This window comes from Pedobacter puniceum, assembly GCF_009674685.1.
In the GTDB taxonomy this organism is placed as follows: domain Bacteria; phylum Bacteroidota; class Bacteroidia; order Sphingobacteriales; family Sphingobacteriaceae; genus Pseudopedobacter; species Pseudopedobacter puniceum.
Genome location: NZ_WKJI01000001.1, coordinates 1,474,720 through 1,486,084, shown reverse-complemented (window position 1 = coordinate 1,486,084; position 11,365 = coordinate 1,474,720). Strand labels below are relative to the sequence as shown.

Here is an 11,365-nt window from a genome sequence, read left to right as displayed (position 1 = left end):
GATGAAAAAAGTATTCATTACCCTAATTTTTATCAGTTTTTTACCTTTTATGGTAAAGGCACAAGCAACTTATCCTTTTGGCACCATAATGAAAAGGATTTTTGACGATGAGAGTAAGTCTTTGGCTAAAGCAGATGCTCCTGCAAAGGCTGCTTTAGACGCTTTACAGCCCGATGGTAGCTGGAGCAATATCAATTATCAAGCTAGAGATATTTCTAACTGGGCACCTGTAAATCATCTTGAAAAAATACATTTACTTATACAAGCCTACGTTAACAAAGGTGGCTCTTACTATAATAATAAAGCTTTTTTAGATGCTATCATCAAAGCTTATGAATATTGGTATGCTAAAGACCCTAAAAGTGATAATTGGTGGCATAATGAAATTAGCGTACCGCAAAGAATAGGTGCATCTTTGATTTTGCTCAAGTTTAGTGAAAGCTATTTACCAGAAGAATTTGAGAAAAGGCTTATAGAGCGAATGAAAAGAGGTGTTGTTGAGGATAAAACCGGAGCTAATAAAACAGATATAGCCATGCATTATTTTTATAGAGCATTGCTTACTGAAGATAAAGATTTACTAAAGTCATCCCTAGACCAATTGTTTGAACCTGTGGTTTTAACTGAAGCAGAAGAAGGCTTACAACATGATTATTCTTACCTGCAACACGGACCTCAATTGTATATTTCTGGCTATGGTAATGTGTTTATTGGTGGGGTAACTAAAATTGCTAATTACGTAAAGGCAACTCCTTATGCGTTAAGTGTAGAGAAGTTGGAGGTTTTTTCTAAATTTTACAGACAAACCTTTATCAATGCTTTTAGGTCTAGATATATAGATTTTAATGTAGAGGGTAGAGGTATTACTAGAAAAGGTAATCTCAAGAAAACTTCTGAAAAGTATCGTATCCAAACGGTAAAATCAATTGATGCTACAAGAGAAGAAGAGTGGGAAAACATCAGACAAAGGGTAGATAGCTTAGCGGCACCAGATTATGAACTTAAACCTTTTCATCAACATTATTGGAAAGGCGATTATACTCAACATGTACGTCCTCAATACGCTTTTCATGTGCGTATTGCAAGTAATCGTACTAAAAGGTCGGAAAGCGGAAATAAGGAAAATCTATATGGCCGCTACCTTTCTGATGGAGCAACTAATATACAAGTAAGAGGCCCAGAGTATTTTGATATTATGCCTTTGTGGGAGTGGGATAAAATCCCTGGAACAACCAGTGTAGATAATCCTGAAGATGTTTTGTTAGAAAAACAATGGGGAGAGTTTGCAGTAAATACCTATGCAGGAGGCGTTTCTGATGGTGTTTATGGTGCTACAGCTTACCATTTAAATTACGATGGTGTTACCGCAAAAAAAGCATGGTTTTTCTTTGATCAGGAAATTGTTTGTTTAGGTGCAGATATACAATCTACCAGTGCTTTACCTGTTACTACTACGCTAAACCAAGCTTGGTTAAATGGCAATATTCAGCTTTCTGTAGGTAAAGCGCAAAAGAAAGATGAGTTAAATGAATACGCTTTAAATAATAATAGTTGGGTACTACATGATGGCATTGCTTATTATTTTCCAAGTGGAGCAAATGTAAAGCTTAGTTCTCAAAAGCAAACTGGTACATGGCAGAAAATCAATAACTCACAACCTAAAAACGAAATAAGCGGTCATGTATTTAAATTATGGATAAACCATGGCAGCAAACCACGAGCTGCAAGTTATAATTATGTAGTTTTACCAGCAGTAAAAGATGTGAAAAGCTTTAACCCAGAGCAGATACAAACCATCAGCAATACGGCTATTCAGCAAGTGGTTTATCACAAAGGTTTAAAAATATTACAGGCCGTTTTACACGAGGCTACAGAAGTTAAAACAGATGAGCTGAGTATAAAAACTGATAAACCTTGTGTTTTCATGATTAAAAATATAAAAGGTAAAAAGACTTTATACGTTGCAGATCCTTTACAGCAGGAAAAGCAAATCAAATTTAGTATAAGCGATATTAAATCTGGCAAAAAGATAGACATAGCAGTAGACATGCCTCAGAAACCTTATGTAGGTTCTAGTAAAGAAGTTCTTCTGGCTTTTTAGGGATACTAGAATAATCTCTAGAGTGATTTGCTGATTATAATTAAATGATTAAAAATCATTATATCATTTATAGCCCAAGGTTTAACTATGGGCTATTTAAATTTATAGTAAAACAGAAAATATAGTTTTGACGTGTAATTTTTTTGTATTTGTACGTATAAACACTTTGCTATGGAAGCTAAATTAACATTAAGACTTAATGAAAATGTTATAGAAAGAGCCAAAATCTATGCTCGAAGTCATAATATGAGTCTTTCAAAAATGATTGAATCTTATCTAGATAGCGTTACAAAAGAGAAGTTTCAGGAGGAAAAACACATAACCATAACCCCATTCATAGAAAGCTTGTGTGGTGTTATTGACCTGCCCGAAGAATTTGATTATAAGAAAGATTATCGTGATTACTTAGACAAAAAGTATAAATGAAAAAGCTTTTTGTTGACACCAATATTGTGATAGATTTATTATCACGAAGGGAACCTTTTTTCAAAGAAGCAGAAATATTATTCTCTTTGGCCGATAAAAAGCAAGTTAAGCTTTCTGTTTCATCTTTAACTTTTGCGGATACGAGCTATGTATTATTAAAGCAGTTAGGTGTTCAAAAAGCAAAATCGGTTTTAAGAAAATTAAGGTTAGTTCTTCACGTTTTACCGTTTGATGATAAAATTATTGATATGGCTTTGAATGATGATACTTTTATTGATTTTGAAGACGCTATTCAGTACTTTACCGCAATTGGAAATGAACAGGATTTGATTATTACTAGAAATCTTAAAGATTTTAAGAGTTCAAAATTACCTATTCTTACAGCTAAGCAATTTTTAGAAACTATAATATAGGTTGTACTTTTTCAAAAAATTAAATCTCAAGATATAAAACCAAAAACCATCTAAATCTGCCTTAAAACCTCATAAACCAATATTTACCCCTCAACAAACCAATTATTATCCCTCATAAAAACTAAAACTTCATCAAATTCGGATAACAGCTAACCAAGCTAAAACCAATTATTTGAAGATATTTTTATGAAGAGACTTTTACTGCTGCTTATTCTGGGTTCAAACATTTCTGTATTTGCACAGCAACGCTTTGTAGACTTTAATACAAGTATACCTAGTAATTGGACGGCAAGTAACGGACAAATTGTTTTAAGCGAGGAGCATGTGAAAGGCGGAACAAAAGCTTTGAAATGGACACCTCAAAGTGGCTCGGTTTTGACGGCAAATAGCTTAAATATTCCATCATCAGAAATAGGAGATTATTATGCAAGTGCTGCCCAGTTTTTAATTTACAGCTCAAGAAAAAGCAATGATACTTTACTTTTTAGATTTTACGATACTGGCGGTGTCTTAAGAAGGCAAGGCCGTATGTTGTTAAACTATGCTGGGTGGAGGGAATACCACAGAAGTTATAGGTACGATTACAACAATGGTAACGAGTCTTCTTCCTTTACTTTAAATAGGATGGAGTTGGTTTATCGTCCTGCATCAGGTACCTTAAACACGCTTTATCTTGATGAAATGCTTTTCGTAGGTAACGCAGAGCAAAGAATACCAGGTCCGCATTTAATATTAGACCGTCAGCATTTTGTGGTTACTTCGCCATATACTTCGGCTTTGGCAAATTGGTTAAATCAGCCACAGCAAAATATTACTGCTGCTACTCAAGCAGAAATTTCTGCCATTCAAAGCATTAGAACCACTTATAATAGAACACTTGCAGCACCAACAGCCACTGTATTACAAGCAGCAAAGGATTACGTAAGCAGTTTATCTATCACAACCAATACCGATGGTTCTTTAAAAGGTGTAGGTGTTAATGTGTTTGATGAGGCTACTTTATTAGCCATTTCTACCCATTGTGGTGCTTTAGCTAGAGCTCATGCAGTAAGTAGTGATGTTACAGCGTATAATCAGTTGCAAAGCTTGTTGGCTTATTTGGTTTTTGAGCAAGGTTTAGCAGAAGGAGCCAGAAATATAATGCCTTATAATGATTATACCGCGTCACGTAATTTCCCAATAGGCTTTCTAGAGGCATATCCTTATATACAAGATGCTACACTAAAAGCGGAAGTCTTAAAAATGTTAAAATGGTCTAATGAGTTTAACAAGATATACGCTACTAATCAAATACCTGGGCAAAACACAGATTTTGTACATGTAAAATCTAATTTCTTGGTAGAATTAGCTTTACTAGGAGCAACTAATGATGAAATTGCCAGAGATTTAAGAGGTTTTTCTGGTTTTCTTGCTTATGCAGTAGAAATTAGCCAGGGTGCTTTAGATGGTATAAAGCCAGATGGTACATTCTTCCACCATAATTCTCAACACATTAGCTATGCTTATGCTTATGCTACTTGGATAGCCAGAGCATTTGAGCTTAGAGCTACACCTTTTAAAATTAGTCAGGCGGCTTATCAAAACATGTGTTTCTTCATGAAGAGTTTGTTTTTAGAAACTTCAAAAGGAGCAATATATCCGCATGCAGCCTCTGGAAGAGGACCTTTCCCGTCTAATGTTCCTGTAAATGTTACTGCGTTTGAAAGGTTGATTACCGTTGGCGGAGATTTGGTAGGAAGTAGTTTTGAGCCAGAGATGGCTAAGTTTTACAATTATATCTTCCAAACCAACAGATACAGTGTCGCTAATATCAATTTAGATGGCTATCACCAATTTAATTATGGTCAAACCGGTGTGATGAGGAAAGGAAATTGGGTAGCAGCTATGCGGGGTTTTACCAATATTATGTTTGGTTCAGAAATTTATACAGAAGCCAACCGATACGGTCGTTACCAAAGTTACGGTTCTTTAGAAGTTTTATACGATGGTAGTTTGGCAGCATCAGGTTATATAGCTGGTGGTGCTGGTTGGGATTGGAACATGATGCCTGGTACAACCAGTTTGCGTTTAGCTTATGATGATTTAAAGCCTCTTATAAGTGGTACTGCATCAGAATATCAAGCAGATGATTTTGCAGGTGCTTTAGCAGATGGTAATTATGGTGTATTTGGAATGAATTTTATCGAAGACGGAGGTTCTAAATATAATGCTAATAACCTAAGGTTTAGAAAATCTGTTTTTACTTTTGATTCTTTGATGGTTTGTTTGGGCTCAAATATCAGCGCTACCAATACCACCAATCAAGTAATTACTACGCTTTTTCAAGGCATTAATGCCAGTTCAAATCCATCTATTTATTTAAACTCTTTAACACCAACAAGTGCTACTTATAGTGGAGAGCTTTCTACGGCAACTAATCCGGTGTGGTTGGTAAATGGGCAAACTACAGGTTACTACATCCCGGTAGGAAATGGAAATATACAAGTTTTTAGAGGGCAACAATCTACGCCGCAGCATATTACTAATAATACCAGTACTACTTCAACCGCTAATGCTAGTAAAGCTTGGTTATTACATGGTACAAGGCCATCGGCAGCGAAATACCATTATACTGTAGTGCCAAGTATTACACCTCAAGATATGAGTGCCTTGGCACAAAAAATTAGGAACGGAGAAGTTTATCAGGTATTAAAACAAACAGATTCTGTTCATGCTGTACATTATTTACCGGCCCAGATAAGAGCTTATGCTTGTTATTTAGCACAGCCTAATATTAACATAGGTTATTTGAAAGGGATATCAGGAAGGGCTTTGCTAACGCTACGGGAAGTGGGAGACACTTTAATTGTTAAAATCGCTAATCCAGATTTAAATGCGGTAGCCAATGTAGATAGTGATTGGGTTTCATCTGCCAGTTTAATAACCGTATCTCTTTCAGGAAAATGGCGAGTAGTAACCAATACCAATAATGCTAACATTACACAAGTAACCAACGGATTAAATGCAGGTTTTACTTTAAAAGATGGTTTTTCTGCTACTTTAAAATTGGTTAAAGATGTTACCCTACCTGTAGAAATGCATGGTTTTGAAGGGACTTTAAAACGGGAAGGTATAGCCTTAACATGGCAAAGCTTATCAGAACATAATACAGATGTTTATACTCTTTATAGAAGTACAAATGGTGTTGATTTTGAGGAAATTACTACGGTAAAAGCTGCTAATAATGCTGTATCTATAAACAATTACAGCTATGTAGACAAAAACTACCCGAGTAATTACCCACAGCTTTATTATAAGTTGTTGTTAACAGATTTGGATGGGACAATTAGTTACGAAAAGGTGATTTTGGTAGATGTACCTCAACAAGAAATTGAAATAATTACCATATATCCAAACCCTAGCCAGAGAGAAATCAATATTCGTTATCCTGCTTATTTTTCTAAACAAATAGAGGTTCAAATTCTGGATTTGCTAGGAAAAGAATTTTACAAACAGAGTCATTTGGTAAATGCTACTCAGGAATTGATGTTAGATATATCCTATTTATCTGCCGGGGTTTATGTACTTCAAGTCTCTGAAAATCAAAAGAAAATCACACAAAAAATTATAAAAATATAAAACCAAACAAATTAAAATTATGAAAAGAAAACTACTTTTAGTGTTAGGCTTATTATTAAGCGCAAGTTTTGTGAAAGGGCAATTTTCTCCTTTTAACAGAACAATTAATGTTAATTTAGATACCACGGCAACAGTCAATGGTGTTAATTCGAAATGGTATGAGTCTCCTTTATCCACTTCAACAAGTGTACAAGGACAATTTTTTCCATTTGTAAAAAGTGCATATAAATTAAGAGCGATATCTTATCAAACAGATGCCGAATTTACTTTAGCTAGTAGTAAATTAACTATCAAAAATTCTATGTCAGGTTTAGCTAAAGCTACAGTTTTTAATATTCAAAATGCAACAGGTATAGTTAAATTTTCTTTTGATTTAGATTTATCTCTTTATACAGGTTTAAAAGAATTTATGATAGCTTTTGGTAATTCTTCAGTAAGCGGAGCTACAAATTTGGTTAATACTAATTCTTTAACTTCGACTCCCCTTGCTGATATTTTTGCTTCTTTTAGAATTGTAAAAAGTGGTAATTTAATAACTCAGTTTAGAAGTGCAGATGGAAGTGCTAACACTACTACCACTCCTAGTACTTCATTAATTAAAGCTTCTCAATCACAGAAAGTTGAAATATTTGTGAATAGTACTTCAGGTAGCATAAATTATTCTTATGGTACTCCTGCATCTTCTGTATCTCTTAACTCAAATACTTATCATATTTATGTTGATGGTGTAAAATATACTCAAGAATTTCCTAAAGTTGGTACAACATATAGTCAAACAGCGATAAATGCAATATCTTTTGCTTATGCATCTGGTTCTGGAACAGCAGGAGCTGAAAAAGTTGGGATCTCTAATATAGTAATCACTTATCAAGTTGAAACAGACCCAACTCTTCCAGTTTCTCTAACCTCTTTCACAGGAGAAAACACAGCCAGTGGTATTCGTTTAAATTGGAAAACAGCATCAGAGCAAAATAATTCTCATTTTGAGCTTTTAAGAGCCGGAGAAGACAAAAATTTTAAATTTATTTCTCGCATTAATGGTAAAGGAAATTCAGAAACTGTACAAAACTATATCTTTAATGATAATAACCCCCTTAACGGTAATAACTATTATCAATTAAAACAAGTTGATTTTGATGGTACAGAAACAATTTTTAATCAATTAGTAGCGGTTAAATCAGCATTTAACAATCAAAACTTTAAAGTTTCTGTAAGTGAAGAAAGTGTTTTAAATGCACACATTTATGCTACGTCTTATGCGTCAGGAAAAATAGCTGTTTACGATATGAGCGGCAAAAAGATTTTTGAAGAGCAAGTAAGCTTGCAAGAAGGTAATAACACTATTAGTAAAGCTCTACCAGCTATTCAAGCTGGCGTTTACATTGCCAGAGTTCTAGCTAATGGCCTAAATGCAGAAACTAAATTTGTTAAAAAATAAATTGCAATCAGCATCAATCATGATAAATGATTTGATGAAAAAAATTATATTAGAAATAGCTTAATCACTAGCTATTTCTAATATTTAAAGAATTATTACCCTCATTCAAACTAAATTTTACCCCTGTTTTTTATGGTGCTATTCTCAATTTTGAAGAGCAGGTTTACAAAATCAGTTAAAAACTGATGATGTAATGAAGCAGAACTAAATTATAAACTTAGAATATATGATTCGGAAGATTTCTTTATTAATCTTATTAATGATTCCGCTTGTAAGCTTACAAGCACAACAAACCAGACAAATAACTGGTAAAGTTACCGATGCTGGTTTAGGAGATGCATTAGTTGGTGTAAGTGTAGCTATTAAGGGCAGTACCATGGGGGCAGTTACTGATATTAATGGTAAATACAGTATAAAAGTACCTACAACAGCAAATACAGTTTTAGAGTTTCGTTACTTGGGCTATTCTTCACAGGAAGTTGTGGTAGGAACTAAGACCGTTATAGACATTGCTTTAAGAATGGATAACAAAGCTTTAAGTGAGGTTGTAGTAATTGGTTACGGCGAGGTACAAAGAAAAGATTTAACAGGCTCTGTTTCTTCTGTTAACATGAACGATGTACAGAAGGCGCCTGTTGGTTCTGCTATAGAAGCTTTAGCTGGTAGGATAGCAGGGGTGCAAGTAAGTTCTGAAAGTGGTAAGCCAGGTTCTGGAGTTAATATAGTAGTAAGAGGTGCCAACTCTTTAACACAAGATAATTCTCCTTTATATGTGATAGATGGTTTCCCTACTGAAGATGCAAATAGCGGTACTTTAAACCCGGCCGAAGTAGAATCTATTGAGGTTTTAAAAGATGCTTCTGCAACAGCTATTTATGGTGCTAGAGGTGCAAATGGTGTAATTTTAATTACAACCAAAAGAGGTAAAGAGGGGCCGCCTTCAATTAATTATCAAGGTTATTTAGGCTCTCAGCAAGTGATTAATTCTATTGATTTAATGGGGCCTTATGAATTTGTAAAATTACAAGCAGAAAGAGACCCAACAGGAATCCTGCTTAATTACTTTAGAGATGGTAAAACTTTAGAAGATTACAGAAATGCAGAAGGTACAGATTGGCAAGATAAACTTTTCCAAAGTTCGCCTATGCAAGATCATTCATTATCTATAAGAGGAGGAACAAAAAATACTAAATATTCTGTTTCTGGTAATTTGTTTGATCAAAAAGGGGTTATTATTAACTCTGGTTTTAACCGTAAACAAGGGAGGTTTACATTAGACCAAACTTTTAATGATAAGTTAAAAGCAGGTACTAACATTTTATATTCTGGTACTAAAACTTTTGGTTCTAACCCAGCTACACCAGAGCAAAATTTCTCTGCAATGAATTATCTGATGTATAGCGTTTGGGGCTATCGTCCGGTAACCGCTACAGGGGTAGAGTTGGATGATTTATTATTGGATCCAGAGATTGATAATCCTTTAAATGATTATCGTATTAACCCCATTCTTTCTGCAAGAAACGAATTAAGACAAACTTTTAACAATCGTTTAGTAGCCAATGGTTTCTTGGAATATGCTTTTACTAAAGATCTTAAAATTAAAATCTCTGGGGGGGTAAATAATTCGGCTTTAAGACAAGAAAGCTTTAATAACTCTTTAACCAGATATGGCTATTTTGGTAGTACAGATAAGGTAAACGGTTCTGTTACTTATACCGATAACAATACTTGGTTAAATGAGAATATCATCACCTACAATAAAAAAATAAATAAGAACCATACCATTAATCTTGTTGGAGGTCTTACTTTCCAAGAGAATACTTTTAGAAGATATGGTTTAAGAGCTACGCAATTACCAAACGAGATTTTAGGCTTAGCAGGTTTAAGTCAAGGTACACAACAGCCGGTAACAGCTTTAAATACCGAGTGGTCTTTAATGTCTTACCTATCAAGAATTAATTATAATTACAAGAGTAAATATCTATTAACAGCATCTTTTAGGGCCGATGGTTCTTCTAAATTTAGAAAGGGTAGCCAGTGGGGTTATTTTCCTTCTGCAGCATTTGCATGGCGAGTGATTAACGAGGACTTCATGAAAAACCAAACCATTTTTTCTGATGCTAAATTTAGGTTAGGTTATGGTGTAACCGGTAATAATCGCGTAAGCGAATACGCCACTTATGCTGAAATAAATTTTGATAATACAGGACCTACTAGCAATGGTTATTATCCTTTCAATAATAATTTGGTACAAGGTATTTATTTAAGTTCTATAGCTAATCCTCAATTAAAATGGGAATCAACTGCCCAAACCAATATTGGGTTTGATGTAGGATTTTTAAAACAACGTATTACGTTTACTGCAGATTACTATAAAAAAGTAACTTCTGATTTATTATTGAACGCTTTATTACCATATTCTAGCGGATATAGTTCTGCATTTAAAAATATCGGTAAAACATCTAACCAAGGTTTAGAATTAAGCATTTTAAGCCAAAATATAGATACTAAAGATTTTGATTGGAGTACCTCTATAAACATTGCTTTCAATAAAAATAAAGTATTAGAGCTTACACAAAATCAAGAAAGTTTAATACGTACAGTTCCTTGGGATCAAAACTTTAGAGAGATACCGGCATACATCACCAAACTAGGACAGCCATTGGGGCAAATGTATGGTTACATCTGGGAAGGTGTGTATGGCTACGATGATTTTGACTTATTACCAAGCGGAGCTTATCAGTTAAAAGACAATGTAACCACTAATGGTAATACAAGAGCTTCTATCAAGCCAGGTGATATCAAATACAGAGATTTAAATGCTGATGGTGTGGTGAATGATTTAGACAGAACCGTAATTGGTAGAGGTTATCCTATCCATCAAGGTGGTATTACCAATAACCTTAGATATAAAAACTTCGATTTAAATGTGTTTTTCCAATGGTCTTATGGTAATGATATCTTAAACGCAAACAGATTGTTATTTGAAGCAGGTAACAGACCAGGCTTAAATCAATATGCTACTTTCTCAAACCGATGGACACCGGAAAACACTAATACCACTATGTTTAGGGTAAACGGACAAGGGCCAAATGCATACTCTAGTCGTATTGTTGAGGATGGTTCTTATTTAAGATTAAAAACCGTTGCTTTAGGTTATAATATTCCTCCAGCCGTATTAAAACGTTTAAAAGTGAAATCTGCAAAAGTTTATGCTTCGGCACAAAACTTACTCACTTTCACCAATTATACCGGATTTGATCCAGAGGTTGCAGTTTACTATTCGCCACTAACACCAGGTTTTGATTATTCATCATACCCTCGTCCTAAAACAATAGTATTTGGTTTTAATGTTTCCTTATAATCTGA

At 34.3% G+C, this 11,365-nt stretch carries 6 protein-coding genes; all 6 read left to right on the top strand.

Going from position 1 to position 11,365, the window contains the following annotated elements:
- Nucleotide 1 precedes the first annotated feature (1 nt).
- The 6 genes from cslA to GJJ64_RS06455 all read left to right on the top strand — a co-directional run bounded on the left by cslA (nucleotide 2) and on the right by GJJ64_RS06455 (nucleotide 11,360).
- Nucleotides 2-2,101: a chondroitinase-AC gene (gene cslA, locus GJJ64_RS06480; RefSeq protein ID WP_154286860.1), complete on the top strand. Its 2,100-nt coding sequence runs from the start codon at nucleotides 2-4 to the stop codon at nucleotides 2,099-2,101.
- A 171-nt stretch (nucleotides 2,102-2,272) separates the two neighbouring features.
- The gene (locus GJJ64_RS06475; RefSeq protein WP_154286859.1) at nucleotides 2,273-2,527 is read left to right on the top strand and encodes a DUF6364 family protein; all 255 of its coding nucleotides are present in this window, start codon (nucleotides 2,273-2,275) and stop codon (nucleotides 2,525-2,527) included.
- A complete protein-coding gene (locus GJJ64_RS06470) occupies nucleotides 2,524-2,940 on the top strand; it encodes a type II toxin-antitoxin system VapC family toxin (protein WP_154286858.1) in 417 nt (138 codons plus the stop codon). The genes GJJ64_RS06475 and GJJ64_RS06470 overlap by 4 nt, the downstream gene beginning before the upstream one ends.
- A 186-nt stretch (nucleotides 2,941-3,126) precedes the next feature.
- Nucleotides 3,127-6,558, top strand: a complete 3,432-nt coding sequence (locus tag GJJ64_RS06465) for a polysaccharide lyase family 8 super-sandwich domain-containing protein (protein ID WP_154286857.1) — start codon at nucleotides 3,127-3,129, stop codon at nucleotides 6,556-6,558.
- A 19-nt stretch (nucleotides 6,559-6,577) separates the two neighbouring features.
- The gene (locus GJJ64_RS06460; RefSeq protein WP_154286856.1) at nucleotides 6,578-7,996 is read left to right on the top strand and encodes a T9SS type A sorting domain-containing protein; all 1,419 of its coding nucleotides are present in this window, start codon (nucleotides 6,578-6,580) and stop codon (nucleotides 7,994-7,996) included.
- 226 nt (nucleotides 7,997-8,222) lie between these two features.
- Nucleotides 8,223-11,360: a SusC/RagA family TonB-linked outer membrane protein gene (locus GJJ64_RS06455; protein WP_229655477.1), complete on the top strand. Its 3,138-nt coding sequence runs from the start codon at nucleotides 8,223-8,225 to the stop codon at nucleotides 11,358-11,360.
- Nucleotides 11,361-11,365 lie beyond the last annotated feature (5 nt).